This is a genomic window from Streptomyces swartbergensis, assembly GCF_002148965.1.
Classification (GTDB): Bacteria; Actinomycetota; Actinomycetes; order Streptomycetales; family Streptomycetaceae; genus Streptomyces; species Streptomyces swartbergensis.
The window spans coordinates 1-19,213 of the sequence record NZ_NGFN01000157.1 but is presented as its reverse complement, the minus strand read 5'-3'; the positions used below and the strand labels follow the sequence as shown (position 1 = coordinate 19,213).

The following is a 19,213-nucleotide window of genomic DNA, read 5'->3' as shown; positions in this document are numbered from 1 at the left end:
GTGATCGTGGTGGTGCTGATCGTGGTCGTGATCGTCGTGGTCGTGGTCGTGATGGTGGTCGTGCGCGTGGCTGTGGCCGTGGCTCTCGTCGTCGTGTGGGTGGGTGTGGCCGCCACGGGCGCCGTGGTGGTGGGTGTGCGCGCGGTTGCGCAGGGCGCGGCGGACCAGGCTCGCGCCCGCCAGGGTCACCAGGATGCCGCTGGCGACGCCGAGCCAGGCGATCACCGAGGGGGCCGCCGCCGAGCCGGCCGTGACCAGGAGGCCCAGGGCGACCACGCCCAGGGTGTGGGTGACCGTCACCGAGGCGGCCATGGGCAGGACGTCCTTCATCCGGGCCTGGCCGCCCCGGGCCGCCGCCGTCGCGGCCATGATGGTCTTGCCGTGGCCCGGGGCGAGCGCGTGCAGCGCGCCGAGGACGACGGCGATGAGCAGGGCCAGCGCGGCGAAGCCCGCGGTGAGGTCGTGCCGGGCGACCAGGTCGTCCAGGGCCCGGGTCCAGCGGTCGGCGCCGCGCGGCAGCACGGAGGCGGCGGGGGCGTCCGACTCCTCCTCGGCCAGGGCCGCGCCGCCGGGGCGCACGCGCAGGGCGGCGGCCGCGGTGTCGGCCGGGGAGGAGAGCAACTCCTCGGGGTAGCGGGTCAGTTCGGCCGATATCGACTTCTCCGGCACGTCCGACTCGGTGAGCGTCATACGGTCGCCCCGTGCCGTGATCTCCCGCCAGCCCGGGCCGGAGGAGGCGCCCGCGCCCCGGAAGCCGAGGGACACGGTCTCCTTGTCCGACTCGCCGGACGGCAGGGGAGCGGTCAGCTCGCATTCCACGCGGAGGGTGTCGAGCCCCGCCTGCCCGGGCCGCACGCGCGCGTGGCTGCGCTCGGCGGTGAGCGGGGTGCCGCGGCCGTCGACGGTGACCTCGCTGTCCGCGGCGGCAGCGGCGCACCGCTCGCGGGCCCACAGGGTCATGCCCAGCCGCTCGATGTCCGGTCCCGCCTGGGTCGCCGGGATCTCGGCGAGGTCCTCGACGTGGTGGACACGGAGTTCGCCGGGCGCGACGACCAGACCGTCGTAGCGGTTGACGGTGAAGTTGCCCAGCGGGTGGGCGCTCGCCGGGCCGGCGGGCAGCAGGGTGAGTGCGCAGGCGGCCGTGAGGACGGCGGCGCCGGACGCGAACAGGCGGCGCGGGGTCACCGGGTCCCCTCCAGGTCCTTGAGCGCGGTACGGGCCTCGCGGGCGCCGAGCGGCGAGAAGCCGGGGTTCAGGTCGAGCGCGGCTTTCAGGTGGTCGCGGGCTTCGCGTTCGTTCCCGGTGGCGCGTTCGATGATGCCGCGGTGGTAGAGGAATGCGGCGTTGCGGTAGCCGGTCGCGGTGGCGCGGCGGGCGTACGGCAGGGCCTCGTCGTCGCGGCCGTTGACGTGCAGGGCCCAGGCGAGGGCGTCGGCGGTGTGCACGCTGTGCCGGCGGTTCCACTCGGCGCGGGCGGCGCGCAGGGCCTCCTTCTTGTCGCCGTGGTCGGCGGCGGCCATGGCCGAGTCGAGGTCGGCGTTGACACCGCCCGCGCGGGCGAGGGACGTCCAGGCGTCGACGAGGGCGTACTGGTCGCCGGCCTTCGCCCGGTCGCCGTCGGCGCCGCGGTCCTCGTACAGCTCGCCGAGGGCGACGAGCGGGCCGGGCAGCGGGAAGCGGGTGACGACCTGTTCCAGTCCCTCGACGGCGGCGGCCCGGTCGCCGCTCGCGGCCTGGGCGCGGGCGCGGCCCTCCAGGGCGGGGAGGTAGTCCTCGTCGGCGGCGAGGGCACGGGCGTAGTGGTCGAGGGCCGTCTCGTACTCGCCCTGGTTCCAGGCGAGTTGCCCGAGGGCGGTGGCGACGTACGCGATGTCGGCGGGCGAGTCGGCGGCTTCCAGGGCGCGCTCCAGCACGTCACGCGCCGTACGGACGTCGCCGCGCAGCTCCTTCACGTACGCGTACCGCGTGAAGACGGGGACCCCGGGCCGCCTGCCGTCGGCGGTGCGGGCGGCCTCGGCGGCCTCCTCGTACCGGCCGAGTTCGACGAGGGCGTCGATACGGGTGCACAGGGCGCGCTCGTTGTAGGGGTTCTGCTTCAGGGCCCGGTCGGCGTCCTTCAGCGCGCCGGTGAAGTCGTGCCGGGCGGCGGCGAGGGCGGCACGGCCGGCCAGAGCCTGGTCGTTACCGGGGTCCAGCTCCAGGGAGCGTTTCAGCGCGCGCTCGGCCTGCGGATAGCGCGAGGGGTCGCCCTTCGTCCGGGCCTGTTCGACGTAGGCGGTCCCGAGGGTGGCCCAGCTCCCGAAGTCCCTGGGCTGGGCGCGAAGATGCTTCTGCAGGGACCCGATCCCCGAGTCGAGATCACCGCGGGCCAGCACGCCGGGCGCAAGAGCCCCGGCTGCGGACACGGCCTCGACCCCGGCCCCCGCGCGGCCGTCCCCGTCACCTCCGAAGGCGACGGCCCCACCGGTCAGCGCGACGGCCAACAGCGCGGCGCACCCGGCCAGATGAGCGGCCCGCCAGCGCCGCCCGCCATCAGCGGCCCGCCGCACCGCGGCCACGCGCTCGTCGGCGTCGGCGTCGTTCTCGGAGCGAGGGCCGGAGCCGCCGTGTCCGTCAGGCTCGCCCTCGGCGGCGGATTCGTTCCCGGCGCGGGGACGGTCGTGGGTGCCGGGCGTGCTCTCGGCATCCGGGCCGGTGCCGGTGCCGGTGCCGGTGTCGGGGCCGTTCGCGGCGCGCGCCTCCATGTCGGGGGAGTCCGCACCTCCCGTGCCCGCCGCCCCGGGAACCGGGTCGGTGTCGTGCCCGGCCCCTGTCCCGCCTTCTGCCCCGCCGGCTGGGGCCGGGTGCGGCCCGTCGCCCGCTTCGGCAGCCGGACCGCCGCCCCGCCCCGCGTCCGCCCCGGCGTCGGTGCCCAGGCCGGCCTGCCCCTGACTCCGCCCCGCCGACCGCTCTGCGTCGGTCTCCTGGTCGGGGCGCTGGTGGTCGTCGTCGCGCCTCTCCGGTGCGCTGTCCGTCGTACGCGGAGGCATGACCTCTCCTAGTCGGCTGTGCGGGTGCGGGTGTGGTGAGGGAGAGGCGCGGCCCGTGCCGTGGGGGACGGGGGACGGGCCGCGCCGGTCGGTGGAAGCGGAGCGGGTCAGTACGCCCGGTTCCGCATGCGGCGCCACCACATGAGGGCCGCGCCGATCAGGACGATGCCGCCCGCCCCGGCCCCGGCGGACGCGGCGATCAGGCGCATGTCGTCCGAACCCTGGGCGCCGGCCGGCTGCAGCGCGTCACCGAGCTGGCTGCGGACGTCGTTGCCGCCGTCCACGCCCTTGGCGAGCGGGCCGCGCGAACCCTCCGTCGGCAGCGCGACGTAGGGGAAGGCCTTCTCGAACTTCTTGTCGTTCTTGTCGACCGCGTCACCCAGGTCGTTCTTCGCGCCCAGCAGCTCGCCCTCGACGACCTGGAGCGAGGCGTCGATCACGTCGTCGGTCAGCCGCCGGCCGTTCGGGAAGCCCGCGTTGTCGCCGTCCAGGACTCCCAGCCGCTTGGGCTTGGCGGCCGGCTTGATGGACGTGTTGAGACGCAGCTGCTCCGACGGCGTCACGTGCGGCGGCTGGTTGAGGTCCTTGACGCCCTTGAGGAACACGTCGACCAGGTCGTTGCGCGGCTCGGCGGGCGCCGGGATCTTGTAGATCGCCTCGATGAGCTTCGGCAGCTCCGGGTTGGTGACGTTCTGCAGGAACTGGGCGTCGTCCCGCGGCGCGGACGCGTTGAACTTGTCCTTGTCCTTCAGCGGGTTGACGACCTCGTTGACCAGCGGGTTGCCGAGGCGCGAGACCTGCGCGAAGTAGCCCTGGGCGTTCTTGCGCTGCGTCGTCGACCAGATGCCGACGACCGGCTGGTCGTGCGACTGGGTGATGAAGCTGTTGGGGACCTGAAGGGCGATCGTGTTGACGTTGTAGCCCTTGAGCGTGTCGTTGCCGACCTCGGAGAGGTTCCCGCCGTACAGCAGGTCGAAGACCCTGAGGTCCAGGAAGAACGGGTCGTCGGCCTGCCCGGCGAACGTCTGGGCGCCCCCGGCGAGCTTGTGGATCGCCTGCTTGCGCAGGGTGTTGTAGTCGGGCATCGACGCCTTGCCGACGTTCGACGGCGCCACCGGCACGTCGTCGGCGACCTTGGTCTTCGACACCGCCTTCAGATCGCGCAGCTTGATCAGTTCGAGGTCGTACGTCTGCGTGATGTTGAGGTCGGGGTCGTCGAGGCTCTCGACCGGACCCGTGTTGTAGAGGAACGTCTTGTCGTTCTTCGTGTGCGTCTTGAACGTGTACCGGAACAGCAGGTCTTCCTTCGCGTCACCGTTGCTGTCGATGCGCAGGTCGTACTGGGCGTCCTCGGCGAACGTGAAGAAGTTCGGCCCGCCGGCCGGCTCCTCGAAGGGGATCCAGTTCGCGACGATGGTCGTCGTGTCCGGCTTGTCCGGGCTGACGAACGCGTACACGTCGGTGTTGTCGTACTGCGGGGTCCCCGAGATCAGGGGGGCTTCGCGGTGACTGGAGGCGGAGGCCGCCTCAGGTTCCAGCGCGGTCACACCGGCGGCTGCGAGCCCGCCGGCGGCCAGCGCACCACAGATCGCGGTCGCGATGCTCCTGCGTCCCGTACTGGTCCCGGGGATGGCCCTGGAAATAGGTGTCATGCCGTCCGTCCTCAGTGCCAACTTGCCTGACACACGCCATTCGGAGCGGTCGGCGAAGCGGATTGGTCGAATCTCAAACGTTCTTACGGCGCGTGGGGAAAGTTGTTTCATCGCCGGGCGACCCGCGTTTTCGGCGCGCTGATCCGTAACCCCATCCGGAGGTGCGTGTGTTGCGAATGCCTCGTGTGAGGGGACAGGCCCCGTGCGGCCTGGGAGAGGGGGACCTTGTGGAGGCGGACGAGCTGCTGCTGCTCGTGGCGGGCGGCGACCAGAAGGCCTTCGAGGATCTGTACGGGCTGGTGTCCGGCCCGGTGTTCGGGCTCGTACGGCGTGTGGTGCGCGACCCCGCCCAGTCGGAGGAGGTGGCGCAGGAGGTGCTGCTCGAACTGTGGCGTTCGGCCGCGAAGTTCGACCCGGGCCGGGGCAGCGCGATGTCGTGGATCCTCACGCTCGCCCACCGCCGTGCCGTCGACCGGGTGCGCAGCGCCCGCGCGGCCGGCGAGCGTGAGCAGCGGGAGGCCTGGCGCGCCCACCATCCGGCCTTCGACCAGGTCACCGAGGAGGTCGAGGCGGGGCTCGAACGCGAGTGGGTACGCGTCTGCCTGGACCGTCTCACCGACCTCCAGCGCCAGTCCGTCACCCTCGCCTACTACGAGGGCTACACCTACCGTGAGGTGGCCGAGCGGCTGTCCCTGCCGCTGGGCACCGTCAAGACGCGGATGCGCGACGGGCTGACCCGGATGCGCGAGTGCCTGGGAGGCGTGGCATGAGTCTCTTCCGCCGCGAGGACCCGCACTCGCTCGCCGCGCCCTACGCGCTCGACGCCCTGGAACCTCCGGAGCGGGTCCGCTTCGAGAAGCACCTGAGGGACTGCGGCCGCTGCGCCGCCGAGGTGCGCGCCTTGTCCGAGGACGCCGTCCGGCTCGCCTGGTCCGCGGCCGCCCCGCCTCCCGCCGCCCTGCGCGACCGGGTCATGGCCGCCGTACGGACCACTCCGCAGGACCCGGCGCCGCGGGACGCGGCACGCGAGCCGGCGCGCGCGCGTGCGCCGCAGCTGCCGCCGCACGTGTGGGGCACCCAGCCGCCGCCGCGGCAGCGGCAGCGGCGCCGGATCCCGCTGTTCGTGCCCTTCGCCACGGCCACCGCCGCCGCGGCTCTCGTCGTCGCCTCGCTGTTCGCCGTGCAGGCGAACCGGACCCAGGACCAGCTGACCGCAGAGCGGGACCGGTCACGTGAGATCGCCCACGTTCTCGCGGCTCCGGACGCCCGTGCGAGCAGCGGCCGGGACGGGCGGGGCCGAACCATCGGGGTGATCGCCTCCGCCTCGGAGGGGAGCGCGGTGGTCACCCTCGGCGGATACGGTGCCCCGCCGGGCGGCCGAGTGCACCAGCTGTGGCTCATGCGCCCGGGCGCGCAACCACGCTCCCTGGGTCTCTTCGAGGGCGACACGCCCTTGGTCGCGACGGATCTCGGCACCTCCGCGACGTCACTGGCCGTAACCGTCGAGCCCGACGGCGGATCGCCGCAGCCCACCAGCCAGCCGATCGTCCAACTCGCCCTGAAATCTGTCGGATTCGGAGAGTAATCGGAGATACATCGTCAACCCCCTTATGGGGAAGGTGAATCCTGTGACCGCGATACACGAGTGCCCGGACGGGGCGATAGGGTTAACCTGCCCGGGCCGGGTGGACTCGTACGGGTGGGGAGTGACATGGAACAGATAACAGTGCGCAGCAGGGCGAGGGTCCCTGCGATCACCTGCGGGAGCAGCGCGACCAGTTCGCGCCTCGACCGCCACCTCTCGGTGCTGGGTGGCCCTGCCGTCCCGCAGCGGGAGACGGTCGAGGCGACCTCGCTGATGCGCGAACTGACCGCGCGTCGACCGCAGGACCGCAGTGGCAGGGGAGCGCGCGTGCGCCGCGTCTCGCTCTTCGCGCCGCTGCGCAGGCTGCGCCGCTCGCTGTTCGGCGGCAAGTAGGGGCCCGCGCTCGGGCGGTCACACCGCCCCTGGTGCAACGCTGCGCACTCGTCGTCCGTCATCCCCACGGCACGCAGCAGCGCCAGGTGTGTACCCGAGCGCGGCCCGCCCCCAGTCGGTGCCACTCCCCGCCCGGCAGTTGACCGGGGGCGTCGCCCGGCTCCCGAGTTCCGGCCGCCCCTTCACCGCTCCCCGTGCGCGTACTGACGCACGGCCAGCGGCACGAACACCCCGAGCAGCACCGCGCACCACAGCAGCGACCCCGCGACGGGGTGGGCCACCGGCCAGGCCGCCTCGTCGGGCACCGGGGCGTTGCCGAACAAGTCCCGCAGCGCCGTCGCCACCGCGCTGATCGGGTTCCACTCCGCGACCGTCCGCAGCCACCCCGGCAGCCCGCTCGTCGGGATGTACGCGCTGGACAGCAGCGGCAGCAGGAAGGTCGCCCCGCCCAGCTGGCCGGCCGCCTCCTCGTTCCGGGTGAGCAGGCCGAGGTAGATCCCGGCCCAGGTGCAGGCGAAGCGGAACAGCATCAGCAGCCCGACGGCCCCCACCGCCGCCAGCGGACCGCCCTCGATCCGCCAGCCCACCGCGAGTCCCACCAGCAGGAACGGCACCGTCCCTACGGCCGTGACCACCACGTCCGCGGCGGCCTGCCCCAGCGGTACGGCCGCCCGGCTCATCGGCAGCGTACGGAAGCGGTCCGTCACACCCCGGTGCGTGTCCTGGGCCGCCTGGAACATGCCGGTCATGATCCCGCCCGCGGCGGTCGCCACCAGCAGGCCCGGCACGAGGAACGACCGGTACGCCTCGCCCGGCATCGCCAGGGCACTGCCGAAGACGTAACCGAAGAACAGCAGCATGCTGACCGGCATCGTCTGGGTGAGGATCAGCAGCCCCGGGTTGTTCCGCATCCGCAGCAGCTGGCGGCCCAGCATCGCGGTCCCGTCGTAGGCCAGCATGCTCATGCGGCACGCTCCTTCTCGTCGGTCGTGGTCGTGGTGTCCGTGAGGCGCAGGAAGACGTCGTCGAGGGTCGGTGGCCGCAGGCTCACGTCGAGCAGCGGCACGCCCGCCGCGTCCAGCGTGCGAACGAGCAGCGGGAGGGTGAGCGTCGGGTCTTTGGCGACCGCGCCGACGGCGTTCCGCTCGTGGTCGAACGACGGCTGCGCGCCCGTGAGCCGGTCGAGGACGGCCGCGGCCTTCGTGAGCGCGTCCGCGTCCGACACGACGACCTCGGCGTGTGCCCCGACGAGCGCCTTGAGCTGCGCCGGCGACCCGGTGTGCGCGACCCGGCCGCGGTCCACCAGGGCGATGTCGTCGGCGAGTTGGTCGGCCTCCTCCAGGTACTGGGTGGTGAGGAGCACGGTCGTGCCCTCGGCGGTCAGATCGCGCACCGCGTCCCGGATGAGGTTGCGGCTGGCCGGGTCGAGGCCGGTCGTCGGCTCGTCCAGGAACAGCACCTCGGGGCGGCGGATCAGGCTCGCCGCCAGGTCCAGCCGGCGCCGCATGCCGCCGGAGTAGGTGGAGGCGGGCCGGTCGGCGGCCTCGGCCAGCCCGAAACGGTCGAGGAGTTCCGTGGTCCGGCCGGCAGGGCCGCGCACCCGGTGCAGCCGGCCGAACAGCAGCAGGTTCTGACGGCCCGTGAGGTCCCCGTCGATCGACGTGTCCTGGCCGGTGACACCGATCCGGCTCCGTACGGCGGCGGCCTCCCGGGCGAGGTCGTGCCCGGCGACCCGCGCGGAGCCCGCGTCCGGCCGCAGCAGCGTGGTCAGCAGCCGTACGGCCGTGGTCTTGCCCGCCCCGTTCGGCCCGAGGACCCCGCACACCGTCCCCTCGGCCACCGCGAGATCCAGCCCGCGCAGGGCACGGACCTCCCCGAACCGCTTCTCCAGACCCTCACTAAGTACAGCGTACGTAGAAGTCATGGCCCGACCATAGCGCACTACGTACGGTGTACGTAACTAGGATGGAGGCCGAGGTGATGACCGATGGCGGGCCGAGCGGCCGTACCCGAAGTGATCTGGGCGCGCCCCGAGCGCACCGGCCGTGGGCCGAAACCGGCGTTCACCCGCGCCGACATCGCGGCGGCGGCGGTGCGGATCGCCGACGCGGAGGGGCTGGACGCGGTGTCCATGCGGCATGTCGCGGCGGAACTGGGCTGCGGCACGATGTCGCTGTACAACTACGTCCCCCGCAAGGAGGACCTGTACGAGCTGATGGTGGACGCCGTCGGTGCCGAGCACGAGTTGTTCGAGCCCACGGGCGACTGGCGCGCCGACATGCTCCGCAACGCGGGGCAGACGCGCGCCATCATGTACCGCCACACCTGGGTGCCGCGCCTGATGTCCGGGGTGTTCGGCTTCAGCCCCAACACACTGCGCTACCTGGAGCACTGCCTGGCCTGCCTCGAACCGCTCGACGTTCCGGCCGGCACGAAGACGGAGCTGATCGCCCTGCTCAACGGGGTCGTGACGACGTACACCGCCAACGACATCGCGACCGTCGAGCGCACCCGCTCCATGCCGTGGTCCGTGGAGGAGGAGAACGCGGTCCGGATGGCCTACCTGGGCAGCCAGGTGGCCACCGGCGCGTATCCGCGACTGGCCGCGGCCTTCATGGAGCAGAGCGGGCCGGTCGACCTGGAGGCGGTGTTCAGACGGGCCCTCGAACGCGTACTGGACGCCTACGACCCCGGACTCCGTTAAGGCCTGTGGCTCTAGAGCAGCGCGAGCTGCCCCTCCGGCCCCTCCTCGGGGCCGTCCAGCACCGAGGCCGGGCGGCGGGCCGGCGCCGGTACCGGGAGGACGCCGGCCTCGCGCAGTTCGGTCGTCGTGACCGGGTCGGGGATCGTCGGTTCCTCCAGCGGGCGGAGTTCGGACAGCAGGGCCAGGACCGTGATCAGTTCCAGCAGCTCCGACGTCCAGGTCTGGGGCCACGTGGCGGGGCGGATCGCGGCGAGTGTGCCCGGCTCGGCCTCGGTGACGCGCGCCGTGAACCACTGTTCCAGGACGCGCACCCCGCCCACCTCGAAGTCCCAGGCCTCCGGGGGCACCGGGGAGACGCGGCCCTCGTCCAGCAGGAGAGCCTCCTCGTCCCGGTCGTAGCGCAGGGTCAGGGGGCGGGACGGCAGCGGGGCGCGGACGTAGGGGCGGCGGCCGCCGGGGAGCCTGGGGCGTTCGCCGTCGCGGCGCATCAGCCACAGCAGTCGGCGGCCCAGCTCCAGGCCTCGCGCCCAGGCGTCGGCGTCCCCGGTGAGGGGGACGGACAGGTCCGGGCGGGCCGTCGCCGTGATCCAGGCCAGCACGTCCAGCGGTGTGGGGGAGCTGCCCAGGCGGGTGGCCAGGTGGGCGAGCAGACCGGGAGCCAGGTTCGGCTCCTGCCCGTCCGGCCGCCGGAACAGCGGGCGGATCCGGCCGGGGCGCAGCAGCGGGAGCAGTGAGGTGACGAACACGCGCGGGACCCTGCCGACACCTCCTGGGGCCTCGGGTGCCTCCAGCACGAAGACCTGCCGTTCGTCGGCCACCCGCCACAGCTCCGGGCGGGCCGCGTCGATCAGCCGCTGGTCGGGGATCAGCCACTGCTCGTCGAAGGGGGCGTACAGCACGCGCACCGGCTCCGGGCACGGCCCCGAGGCCCGCGCCAGCTTCTGTGTGCCGCTGCCGGCCTGGCCGGGCAACTGACCGACCGCCGTGTGCGGCGTGCGGGAGCGGGTCGGCTCGAACAGGGTCTCGCGGTCGGGTCCCTCGGCCTTCATCAGGGCGTCCCAGCGGGCCTTCAGGGACGCCGCGTCGGGGCCCGCCGGCCACCCCCGGCCGAGCCGCGGCGGTGCGACGGACCACGGCATGAGGTCCGCCAGCAGCGGAGCGTCGTCGTGCGTCACGCAGGGCATCGTACGACGTGTCGAGCGCTCCGAAGGGGCGCGGGGAACTGCGCGACCAGCCCCCTCCGGCCCGCAGGCGCATCACCACGCTTCCCGCGGAGCGCCTACGTCGCGTCCAGGGTCACCGTGAAGGAGAAGCGGTCCCCCCGGTACTGGATGACGGCCACGTCCAAGGGCCGCCCGCCCGCGTCGTACGTGACGCCCGTGTAGTGCAGGATCGGGCTGAGCAGCGGTACTTGGAGCAGCTTCGCGGTCTCCGGGTCGGCCAGGCGGGCCTCCACCGTGTCCGTGATGCGGCTGATGTCCGCCCCGACGACGTCCCGCAGCACCTTGGTCATCGGCCACCGGACCAGGTCGTCCAGGTCCATGCGCGCGGCCAGTTCGGGACGCACGTAGTTGCGGGCGTGGTTGGTCGGCTCGCCGGTCTTCTCGTCGCTGCGCAGCCGGTGGTACGTCGCCACCTCGGGCAGCTCCGGGAAGAACTCGGCGAGTTCGGCCGGCACCGGGGCGGTGCCGTGGTCCAGCAGCTCGGTCGTCATGCCGGACTGCTGGGCCACGATCGCGTCCACCGAGCCGAGCAGGCGGACCGGGGAACCCCGGCGCGCGTGCGGCTCGATGAACGTGCCGCGCCGGCGGTGGCGCGAGATGAGCCCCTCGTCCTCCAACTCCTTCAGTGCCTGCCGCATGGTCAGCACGCTCACCCCGTAGTGCCCGGCGAGCTGCTCCTCCGTGGGCAGGCGCAGCGGGTCCTGGGGCGAGCGGCCGAGGATCGAGGCGCGCAGCGACTGCGACACCTGGTACCAGAGCGGCAGCTTGCGGTTCAGGACGATCGAATCCGGAGCGAAGGAGGTCACGGGCCATCCGTACCGGTCGGGGCTGTTCAGTGCAAGGGACGGAAGTGCCGCTCCAGGCCCTGCCAGACGTCGTCGTAGCGCTGCTGGAGGTGTTCGGCGCGGGCCGCCTGCGGTGTGAGGGTGATCGGCCAGCGCGTCTCGAACATGAACGCCAGGCCGTCGTCGATCTTCTGCGGCTTCAGCTCGGCGGCGCTCGCCCGGTCGAAGGTCTCCCGGTCCGGGCCGTGCGCCGACATCATGTTGTGCAGCGAGCCGCCGCCCGGCACAAAGCCTTCCGCCTTCGCGTCGTACGCGCCCTCGATGAGTCCCATGTACTCGGTCATCACGTTCCGGTGGAAGTACGGCGGCCGGAACGTGTCCTCGCCCACCAGCCAGCGCGGGGCGAACACCACGAAGTCGGCACCCGCCAGCCCCGGGGTGTCCGACGGGGACGTCAGCACCGTGAAGATCGACGGGTCCGGGTGGTCGTACGTGATGGTGCCGAGCACATTGAAACGGCGAAGGTCGTAGATGTACGGCACATGGTTGCCGTGCCAGGCGACGACATCGAGCGGGGAGTGGTCGTAGGTGGCCGTCCACAGGTTGCCGCAGAACTTGTTCACCACTTCCACCGGGCCCTCGACGTCCTCGTACGCGGCGACCGGGGCGCGGAAGTCCCGGGGGTTGGCGAGGCCGTTCGCGCCGATCGGGCCCAGGTCGGGGAGGCGGAAGGGCGCGCCGTAGTTCTCGCACACATAGCCGCGGGCAGACCCGTCCAGCAACTCCACACGGAAGCGGACCCCACGCGGGACGAGCGCCACATGGCCCGGCTCCACATGGAGCAGACCGAACTCCGTGCGCAGCAGCAGCCCGCCGCGCTCCGGGACGATCAGCAGCTCGCCGTCGGCGTCGCTGAACACCCGGTCCATCGAGGCGTTGGCGGTGTAGAGGTGGACGGCGATGCCGGTGCGCTGGGTGACGTCGCCGTTGCCGCCCAGGGTCCACAGACCGGCCAGGAAGTCGGTTTCCGGCGCCGGGTCGGGCAGCGGGTTCCAGCGCAGGCGGTTGGGGTCGGGCACGGTCTGGGTGAAGGGGGCGGTGCGGATCGAGCCGTTGTGCGTGCGGGTGAACACCGGGTGCGCGGCCGACGGGCGGATCCGGTACAGCCACGAGCGGCGGTTGTGGGCCCGGGGCTCGGTGAAGGCCGTACCGCTCAGCTGTTCCGCGTACAGCCCGAGCGGGGCCCGCTGGGGCGAGTTGCGACCCTCCGGCAGTGCGCCCGGGACGGCCTCGGAGCTGTGCTCGTTGCCGAAGCCGGAGAGATAGGTCAGCCCTTCGGCGGTCTTCCGCGCGTCCGTGGCCATGATCGCTGCTCCCTTGCGTCCGATTCCTATGCAACACCGTAGGATTGCGTTTTCCCCAGCGCAAGGGGGACACGTGTCCCGCGCGCCCTCCTTCCGGCGGATGACCGGAACCCGACTCCAGGACGATCCGCGGTACCGGACGCGTGTTCTACGCTTCCCGGCATGTCGTGTACACGGGGACCTCTGGCCGTGCTCGCGGTCTGTGTCCTCCTCGTGGCCGGATCCGCGGGCTGCGGCTCCAGTGCCGAGCGGGAGCGGGGCGGCGGGGCGTCGCTCGCGCCGGTGGGCAGGCTGCTGGAGGACCGGGACGACGAGGGGCGGCCCTACCGGGAGGTGGGGCAGGAGGGCGCCCCCGGCGTCGGCATCGAGGTGCAGCCCGGCGCGGCCGACGGCTGGGACGTACGCCTGACCTTGCGGAACTTCCGTTTCTCGCCGGCCGGCACGGCGGCCGGGGCGGTGGCCGGACGCGGCCTCGCGCACCTCTACGTGGACGGCCGCCTCGTCGCCCGGCTCCGCGCCCCCGGGTACCGCCTCTCCGGTCGGCTCGTACCGCGCGGCACGCACCAGGTGACGGCCCGCCTCTACGCCGACGACGGCACCGTATGGGTGGTGGACGGCGCACCCGTGGAGAGCACGGCCGACATCACCGCGTCGGAGCCGGGCCCGGGCACGGCGCCGAGCGCGAGCGCCCGGCGGAAGGCGCGGGCCCGTGCGGCGACCCCGTCACCTGCCGGGGGGCGAGGTTCACCGGACCGCGCCGGAAAGGCATCATGAAGCCCGTGCCCCACGCGACATCGCTCCGCCGTGCGCCCGTGCAGCGACGTAGCGCCGAACGCCTGACCAGGATCCTCGACGCCTGCGCCGGCCTCCTCGACGAGGTCGGCTACGACGCCCTGAGCACCCGTGCCGTCGCCCAGCGGGCCGGAGTCCCCATCGGCTCGGTCTACCGCTTCTTCGGCAACAAGCGCCAGATGGTCGACGCGCTGGCCCAGCGCAACCTGGAGCGCTTCTCGGAGCGGGTCACCCAGCGCCTGCGGGAGGCGGACGACGGGGGCTGGCGCGAGGCCATGGACGCCGTGCTCGACGAGTACCTGGAGATGAAGCGCACCGCGCCCGGCTTCTCCCTCGTCGACTTCGGCAACCAGATCCCGGTCGGCGCCCGCCAGGCCGAACCCAACCACCGCGTCGCCGACCGCCTCACCGAGCTTCTTTCCGGCTATCTCGAACGTGAGCCCGACGAGGAGCTGCGCCGGGTCTTCCTCATCGCCGTGGAGACCGCCGACACCCTGGTGCACCTGGCGTTCCGGGTCGCGCCGGACGGGGACGAGAAGATCATCGAGGAGATGCGGGAGATGCTGAGGGCGTATCTGGCCCGGGTGCTCGACTGACCTGGTGCCGCCTGGGGCCTCCCCTCCGTGCATACCGGTCGGTATGCTCGGGCGCGTCCGTGCGTCACCGTAGCCGCCGCCCCTGGAGGACCCGTGTCCCGCACCGCCCTGCGTATCTGTCCCCTGTGCGAGGCCACCTGCGGCCTGACCCTCACCATCGAGGGGACGCGCGTCACCCACGCCCGCGGTGACCGCGACGACGTCTTCAGCAAGGGGTTCATCTGCCCCAAGGGCGCCTCCTTCGGGGCCGTCGACGCCGACCCCGACCGGCTGCGCACGCCGCTCGTGCGCAGGGACGGCGAGCTGCGCGAGGCCACCTGGGAGGAGGCCTTCGACGCGGTCGCCGCCGGCATCCGGCCCCTCGTCGAGCGGTACGGCCCGAACGCCGTCGGCGTCGTCCTCGGCAACCCCAACGTGCACACCATGGCCGGCGCCCTCTACCCGGCGGTGCTGCTCGCCGGGCTCGGCACGCGCAGCATCTTCACCGCCTCCACGGTCGACCAGATGCCCAAGCACGTCTCCAGCGGACTGCTCTACGGCGACGCGAACGCCATCCCCGTGCCCGACCTGGACCACACCGACCATCTGCTCCTGATCGGCGCCAACCCGCTGGAGTCCAACGGCAGTCTGTGCACGGCCCCCGACTTCCCCGGCAAACTCAAGGCGCTCAAGGCCCGTGGCGGCACGCTCGTCGTGATCGACCCGCGGCGCACCCGCACCGCGAAGCTCGCCGACCGGCACATCGCCGTGCGGCCCGGCACCGACGCGCTGCTGCTGGCGGCGATGGCCCAGGTGCTCTTCGCCGAGGGCCTCACCGAACCGACCCCGCACGTCCAGGGCGTCGAGGAAGTGGCCGACGCGCTGCGCGAGTTCACCCCCGAAGCCGTCGCCGCCGCGTGCGATGTCGAGGCCGACGTCATCCGCACCCTCGCCCGCGAGCTCGCCGCCGCCCCCACCGCCGCCGTCTACGGCCGCATCGGCAGCTGCACCGTCCCGCACGGCACCCTGGCCAGCTGGCTCGTCGACGTCCTGAACATCCTCACCGGCAACCTCGACCGGCCCGGCGGCGCGCTCTTCCCGCAGGCCGCCACCGACAAGACCCCGCGCCCCGCCGGGCCCGGCCGCGGCTTCGCCGTCGGGCGCTGGCACTCCCGCGTGAGCCGGCACCCGGAAGCCAAGGGCGAACTGCCCCTGTCCGCCCTCGCGGAGGAGATCGACACCGCCACCGAGGAGGGCGAACCGGTCCGCGCGCTCCTCGCCGTCGCCGCCAACCCCGTGCTCTCCGCGCCCGACGGCGACCGGCTCGACAAGGCGCTCGAATCGCTCGACTTCATGGTCAGCGTCGACCCGTACCTCAACGAGACCGCACGCCACGCCGACGTCGTCCTGCCCCCGCCTCCGCCCTCCCAGAGCCCGCACCACGACTTCGCCTTCAACACCCTGGCCGTCCGCAACCAGGTCCGCTACACCCGCCCCGCGATCCCGCTGGAGCCGGGCCGGATGGCCGAGACGGAGATCCTGGCCCGGCTCATCCTCGCCGTCACCGGCATGCACGGGGCCGATCCCGCCGCCGTCGACCAGATGGTCATCGACCAGACCCTCGGCAAGGCCGTCAAGGAGCCGCACTCGCCCGTCCACGGCCGTGACCCCCGCGAACTCGCCGCGCTGCTCACCGGCGACACCGGCCCCGAGCGGCGGCTGGACATGATGCTGCGCCTCGGCCCCTACGGCGACGGCTTCGGCGTACGACCGGACGGACTGACCCTTCAGAAGCTGCTCGCGCACCCGCACGGCATCGACCTCGGCCCGCTGCGGCCCCGGCTCCCGCAGCCGCTGAAGACCCGGAGCGGCAAGGTGGAACTGCTGCCGCAGCCGATCGCGGACGATCTGCCCCGCCTCAAGCGCGCCCTGGCCGAGCGCCCCGACGGACTCGTCCTGGTCGGCCGCCGTCACCTCCGCTCGAACAACAGCTGGATGCACAACGTGCCCGCCCTCACCGGCGGCTCCAACCGCTGCACCCTGCACATCCACCCCGAGGACGCCGAACGGCTGGGCGTGCGCGACGGGGCACCGGTGCGGGTGAAGGGCGCCGGGGGAGAGGTGACCGCACCGGCCGAGGTCACGGACGAGGTGCGCCGGGGTGTGGTGAGCCTGCCGCACGGCTGGGGCCACGACCGCCCCGGCACCCGTCTCAGCCACGCCGCGACCGACCCCGGCGTCAACGTCAACCAGCTCCTCGACGGCCGCCTGTTGGACCCGCTGTCGGGCAACGCGGTCCTCAACGGAGTAGCCGTCGAGGTCGCCCCCGAGACGGCCCCCGGATGCGCATCCGTGACCGAAAAGCTCACCGCTCTGACCTGAGCAAAGCTGTGACCAGCAGTTTTGCGCTTATTGCTCGCACGTCAACGTCTTGTTAACGCTGCTTGAACGCACCTAACGTCTCGGACACCGCCGGCCCTGGTGGGATGTTCAAGGGCGAACGTTAGGTATCCACTCATGCTGACCATCCTCGGCTTCGCCATGATCGCGACCTTCTTGGTCCTGATCATGATGAAGAAGATGTCGCCGATCGCGGCGCTCGTGCTGATTCCCGCGCTGTTCTGCGTGTTCGTCGGCAAGGGCGCCAAGCTCGGCGACTACGTCCTCGACGGCGTGACCGACCTCGCCCCCACTGCGGCGATGCTCATGTTCGCGATCGTCTACTTCGGTGTGATGATCGATGTCGGTCTCTTCGACCCGGTCGTCCGCGGCATTCTCAAGTTCTGCAAAGCCGACCCGATGCGGATCGTCGTCGGCACCGCCGTGCTCGCCGCGATCGTGTCGCTGGACGGCGACGGCTCCACCACCTTCATGATCACCGTCTCGGCGATGTACCCGCTGTACAAGCGCCTGAAGATGAGTCTGGTCGTGATGACCGGTGTCGCCGCCATGGCCAACGGCGTGATGAACACCCTCCCCTGGGGCGGCCCGACCGCCCGCGCCGCCACCGCGCTCAAGCTCGACGCCAGCGACATCTTCGTCCCGATGATCCCGGCGCTCCTGGTGGGTCTGCTCTTCGTCTTCATCCTCTCCTACGTCCTCGGTGTGCGTGAGCGCCGGCGGCTGGGCGTCCTGACGCTGGACGAGGTGCTGGTGGAGGAGAAGGTCGAGGAGAAGGAGACCGAGACGGTCCTCGTGGGCGCCGGCGGCTCCGGCGGCTCCGGCGACGGCAAGGTCTCCATGCGCAAGAGCGGCGCGGGCGGCGCGGGTTCCGGCACGGACGCCGACGAGCGGGACGACGACTTCCAGGGCCTCGACCCCCACCGCGCCACGCTGCGCCCCAAGCTTTACTGGTTCAACGCGCTGCTCACGGTCGGCCTGCTCACCGCCATGATCATGGAGGTGCTGCCGATCCCGGTGCTGTTCCTGCTCGGCGCCGCACTCGTGCTCACCGTCAACTTCCCGCACATCCCGGACCAGAAGGCCCGCATCGCCGCCCACGCCGAGAACGTCCTGAACGTCTCCGGCATGGTCTTCGCCGCCGCCGTCTTCACCGGCGTCCTCCAGGGCACCGGCATGGTCGACCACATGGCCAAGTGGATGGTGGACGTCATCCCCGGCAGCATGGGCCCGCACATGGCCCTGGTCACCGGCATCCTCAGCCTTCCGCTGACGTACTTCATGTCGAACGACGGCTTCTACTTCGGTGTCCTGCCCGTCCTCGCCGAGGCGGGCGCCGCGCACGGTGTCTCCCCGCTGGAGATGGCCCGCGCCTCCCTCGTCGGCCAGCCGCTGCACATGTCGAGCCCGCTGGTCCCGGCCGTGTACGTCCTGGTCGGCATGGCCAAGGTGGAGTTCGGCGACCACACGAGGTTCGTCGTGAAGTGGGCCGCCCTCACCTGCCTGGTCATCCTCGGGGCGGGCATGCTCTTCGGAATCATCTGACCACCGCATGGAGGACGTCATCGTGAGGCCCGGTAGAAACCGCGGCTGGCTGCTCCGCCTCGTCATCGCCTTCAGCTTCGCGCAGGGGGCGGTGTCGATGGCCCGGCCCGCCGTCTCCTACCGGGCCCTCGCGCTGGGTGCGGACGAGCGGGCGATCGGTGTGATCGCGGGCGTCTACGCCCTGCTGCCGCTGTTCGCCGCGGTCCCCCTGGGCCGCCGCACCGACCACGGCCGCTGCGCGCCCCTGCTGCCCGTCGGCGTGCTCCTCATATCCGGCGGCTGCGCGCTCAGCGGCCTCGCGAACTCCCTGTGGGCGATGGCCCTGTGGAGCGGCGTGATGGGCCTCGGCCACCTCTGCTTCGTCATCGGCTCCCAGTCCCTCGTCGCCCGCCAGTCCGAGCCGCACGAACAGGACCGCAACTTCGGCCACTTCACCATCGGTGCCGCACTCGGCCAGCTCGTCGGCCCCATCGCCGCGGGCGCGGTGATCAGCGGCGACGACATGACGGGCACCAGCGCGCTCGCCCTGATCGCGGCGGGTGCGATCGGGGCGGTCGCGTTCACCTCGCTGTGGCGCATCGAGCACCGCCGCACGGCGGCCACGTCCCGCGCGGAGAAGGGCGACCGTGTCCCGGTCGGGCGCATCCTGCGCACCCGGGGCGTGCCGGCCGGCATGCTCATCAGCCTCGCCGTGCTGTCCGCGACCGACATCCTCACCGCCTACCTTCCGGTGGTCGGCGAGCACCGGGGCATCGCGCCGTCCGTGATCGGCGTTCTGCTCAGCCTGCGAGCGGCGGCCACCATCGCCTGCCGTCTGGTGCTGACGCCCCTGCTGCGGCTGCTCGGCCGCACCCTGCTGCTCACGGTGACCTGTCTGCTGGCGGCCCTGCTGTGCGCGGGCATCGCCCTGCCGATGCCGGTGTGGGCGCTCGGCCTGCTGCTGGTGCTGCTCGGCTTCTGCCTCGGTGTGGGGCAGCCGCTGTCCATGACGACGGTCGTCCAGGCGGCCCCCGACGAGGCCCGTTCCACGGCCCTGGCCCTGCGCCTGACCGGCAACCGGCTCGGCCAGGTGGCCGCGCCCGCCGCGGCCGGGCTGATCGCCGGGGTCGCGGGGGTGGCGGCGCCCTTCGTGATGCTCGGGGTGCTGTTGCTGCTGTCCTCGGGGG

At 72.5% G+C, this 19,213-nt stretch carries 17 protein-coding genes; 9 read left to right on the top strand and 8 right to left on the bottom strand.

Annotated elements, in window-relative coordinates; all coding sequences use genetic code 11:
- The 3 genes from CA983_RS23920 to CA983_RS23910 all read right to left on the bottom strand — a co-directional run.
- Positions 1-1,185, bottom strand: a 1,185-nt coding sequence (locus CA983_RS23920; protein WP_086602947.1) for a sulfite exporter TauE/SafE family protein, incomplete at its 3' end; no start/stop codon positions are given.
- Entirely contained in the window at positions 1,182-3,029 is a 1,848-nt protein-coding gene (locus CA983_RS23915; RefSeq protein ID WP_086602946.1) for a tetratricopeptide repeat protein, read from the bottom strand. The genes CA983_RS23920 and CA983_RS23915, both read right to left, overlap by 4 nt.
- 107 nt (positions 3,030-3,136) lie before the next feature.
- A complete protein-coding gene (locus CA983_RS23910; RefSeq protein WP_086602945.1) occupies positions 3,137-4,681 on the bottom strand; it encodes a DUF4331 domain-containing protein in 1,545 nt (514 codons plus the stop codon).
- Positions 4,682-4,908: 227 nt separating this feature from the next.
- On the opposite strand from CA983_RS23910, the gene CA983_RS23905 reads away from it, so the two are divergent.
- The 3 genes from CA983_RS23905 (at position 4,909) to CA983_RS23895 (ending at position 6,659) form a co-directional block, all read left to right on the top strand.
- A complete protein-coding gene (locus tag CA983_RS23905) occupies positions 4,909-5,451 on the top strand; it encodes a sigma-70 family RNA polymerase sigma factor (RefSeq protein WP_167407442.1) in 543 nt (180 codons plus the stop codon).
- Complete coding sequence (locus CA983_RS23900) at positions 5,448-6,266, top strand: anti-sigma factor (RefSeq protein WP_086602943.1); 819 nt, start codon at positions 5,448-5,450, stop codon at positions 6,264-6,266. Before CA983_RS23905 ends, CA983_RS23900 begins: the two co-directional genes overlap by 4 nt.
- Positions 6,267-6,392: 126 nt before the next feature.
- Entirely contained in the window at positions 6,393-6,659 is a 267-nt protein-coding gene (locus CA983_RS23895; protein WP_086602942.1) for a hypothetical protein, read from the top strand.
- Positions 6,660-6,841: 182 nt separating this feature from the next.
- Here the strand turns inward: CA983_RS23895 and CA983_RS23890 are convergent, their stop codons facing one another.
- Positions 6,842-7,624, bottom strand: a complete 783-nt coding sequence (locus CA983_RS23890) for an ABC transporter permease (RefSeq protein ID WP_086602941.1) — start codon at positions 7,622-7,624, stop codon at positions 6,842-6,844.
- Positions 7,621-8,583, bottom strand: coding sequence for an ATP-binding cassette domain-containing protein (locus tag CA983_RS23885; RefSeq protein ID WP_086602940.1), 963 nt, complete (start codon positions 8,581-8,583; stop codon positions 7,621-7,623). The genes CA983_RS23890 and CA983_RS23885 overlap by 4 nt, the downstream gene beginning before the upstream one ends.
- 63 nt (positions 8,584-8,646) lie before the next feature.
- Here CA983_RS23885 and CA983_RS23880 point away from each other — a divergent pair, with 63 nt between their 5' ends.
- On the top strand, positions 8,647-9,363 hold the full coding sequence (locus tag CA983_RS23880; protein WP_086602939.1) for a TetR/AcrR family transcriptional regulator: 717 nt from the start codon (positions 8,647-8,649) through the stop codon (positions 9,361-9,363).
- Between the two features lie 11 nt (positions 9,364-9,374).
- Here CA983_RS23880 and CA983_RS23875 read toward each other — a convergent pair whose 3' ends face one another.
- The 3 genes from CA983_RS23875 to hmgA form a co-directional block, all read right to left on the bottom strand.
- A complete protein-coding gene (locus CA983_RS23875) occupies positions 9,375-10,547 on the bottom strand; it encodes a type ISP restriction/modification enzyme (RefSeq protein WP_086602938.1) in 1,173 nt (390 codons plus the stop codon).
- 95 nt (positions 10,548-10,642) lie between these two features.
- Positions 10,643-11,392, bottom strand: a complete 750-nt coding sequence (locus tag CA983_RS23870; RefSeq protein ID WP_086602937.1) for a GntR family transcriptional regulator — start codon at positions 11,390-11,392, stop codon at positions 10,643-10,645.
- 26 nt (positions 11,393-11,418) lie between these two features.
- A complete protein-coding gene (gene hmgA / locus CA983_RS23865) occupies positions 11,419-12,735 on the bottom strand; it encodes a homogentisate 1,2-dioxygenase (RefSeq protein ID WP_086602936.1) in 1,317 nt (438 codons plus the stop codon).
- Positions 12,736-12,897: 162 nt separating this feature from the next.
- Between hmgA and CA983_RS23860 the strand changes: the two genes are divergently transcribed.
- From CA983_RS23860 to CA983_RS23840, 5 genes are all read left to right on the top strand, one after another.
- Entirely contained in the window at positions 12,898-13,509 is a 612-nt protein-coding gene (locus CA983_RS23860; RefSeq protein ID WP_086602935.1) for a hypothetical protein, read from the top strand.
- Positions 13,506-14,123, top strand: coding sequence for a TetR/AcrR family transcriptional regulator (locus CA983_RS23855; RefSeq protein ID WP_086602934.1), 618 nt, complete (start codon positions 13,506-13,508; stop codon positions 14,121-14,123). Before CA983_RS23860 ends, CA983_RS23855 begins: the two co-directional genes overlap by 4 nt.
- A 93-nt stretch (positions 14,124-14,216) precedes the next feature.
- On the top strand, positions 14,217-16,484 hold the full coding sequence (locus tag CA983_RS23850) for a molybdopterin oxidoreductase family protein (RefSeq protein WP_086602933.1): 2,268 nt from the start codon (positions 14,217-14,219) through the stop codon (positions 16,482-16,484).
- 135 nt (positions 16,485-16,619) lie between these two features.
- Positions 16,620-18,047, top strand: coding sequence for a CitMHS family transporter (locus CA983_RS23845; protein ID WP_086602932.1), 1,428 nt, complete (start codon positions 16,620-16,622; stop codon positions 18,045-18,047).
- A gap of 22 nt (positions 18,048-18,069) precedes the next feature.
- Positions 18,070-19,213, top strand: a 1,144-nt coding sequence (locus CA983_RS23840) for an MFS transporter (RefSeq protein WP_086602948.1), incomplete at its 3' end; no start/stop codon positions are given.

Coding starts and splice junctions, on each gene's coding strand:
- CA983_RS23915 (WP_086602946.1), bottom strand. CDS start 3,029: ATGCCTCCGCGTACGACGGACAGCGCACCGGAGAGGCGCGACGACGAC.
- CA983_RS23910 (WP_086602945.1), bottom strand. CDS start 4,681: ATGACACCTATTTCCAGGGCCATCCCCGGGACCAGTACGGGACGCAGG.
- CA983_RS23900 (WP_086602943.1), top strand. CDS start 5,448: ATGAGTCTCTTCCGCCGCGAGGACCCGCACTCGCTCGCCGCGCCCTAC.
- CA983_RS23895 (WP_086602942.1), top strand. CDS start 6,393: ATGGAACAGATAACAGTGCGCAGCAGGGCGAGGGTCCCTGCGATCACC.
- CA983_RS23890 (WP_086602941.1), bottom strand. CDS start 7,624: ATGAGCATGCTGGCCTACGACGGGACCGCGATGCTGGGCCGCCAGCTG.
- CA983_RS23885 (WP_086602940.1), bottom strand. CDS start 8,583: ATGACTTCTACGTACGCTGTACTTAGTGAGGGTCTGGAGAAGCGGTTC.
- CA983_RS23880 (WP_086602939.1), top strand. CDS start 8,647: ATGGCGGGCCGAGCGGCCGTACCCGAAGTGATCTGGGCGCGCCCCGAG.
- CA983_RS23875 (WP_086602938.1), bottom strand. CDS start 10,547: ATGCCCTGCGTGACGCACGACGACGCTCCGCTGCTGGCGGACCTCATG.
- hmgA (WP_086602936.1), bottom strand. CDS start 12,735: ATGGCCACGGACGCGCGGAAGACCGCCGAAGGGCTGACCTATCTCTCC.
- CA983_RS23860 (WP_086602935.1), top strand. CDS start 12,898: ATGTCGTGTACACGGGGACCTCTGGCCGTGCTCGCGGTCTGTGTCCTC.
- CA983_RS23855 (WP_086602934.1), top strand. CDS start 13,506: ATGAAGCCCGTGCCCCACGCGACATCGCTCCGCCGTGCGCCCGTGCAG.
- CA983_RS23845 (WP_086602932.1), top strand. CDS start 16,620: ATGCTGACCATCCTCGGCTTCGCCATGATCGCGACCTTCTTGGTCCTG.